Annotated in this window: 1 protein-coding gene; it reads left to right on the forward strand. The window is 54.7% G+C overall.

Going from position 1 to position 406, the window contains the following annotated elements:
• Nucleotides 1–297: ABC transporter permease subunit (locus tag JW499_RS21770; RefSeq protein WP_205212531.1), on the forward strand; the 297-nt coding region annotated here is incomplete at its 5' end.
• Nucleotides 298–406: the final 109 nt, after the last annotated feature.

Raw genomic sequence — 406 nt, forward strand, 5'->3', positions numbered from 1 at the left:
ACCGCGCTGGGGATGTCGAAAGCCAAAACGCTGCGGCTGATTGTGATTCCTCAGGCGATGCGGGTGGTGATCCCCCCGCTGACCAGTCAGTATCTGAACCTGACCAAGAACTCCTCGCTGGCGACCGCGATCGGCTACCCCGATCTGGTGAACGTGTTTGCCGGCACCACGCTCAACCAGACGGGACAGGCGATTGAAGTGATTGCGATGACCATGGCGGTCTATCTGACCCTCAGTCTGCTGACCTCATACTTTATGAACTGGTATAACGCCAGAATTCAGCTTACAGAACGCTAGGAGGGGATGCTATGAAATATGATATTCAACCCACGCTGCCCCCACCGTCCAGTATGATTGGGGTGGTCGGCTGGCTGCGAAAAAATCTGTTTAACGGGCCTTTTAACTC

Source organism: Amphritea pacifica (assembly GCF_016924145.1).
GTDB classification, from domain to species: Bacteria; Pseudomonadota; Gammaproteobacteria; order Pseudomonadales; family Balneatricaceae; genus Amphritea; species Amphritea pacifica.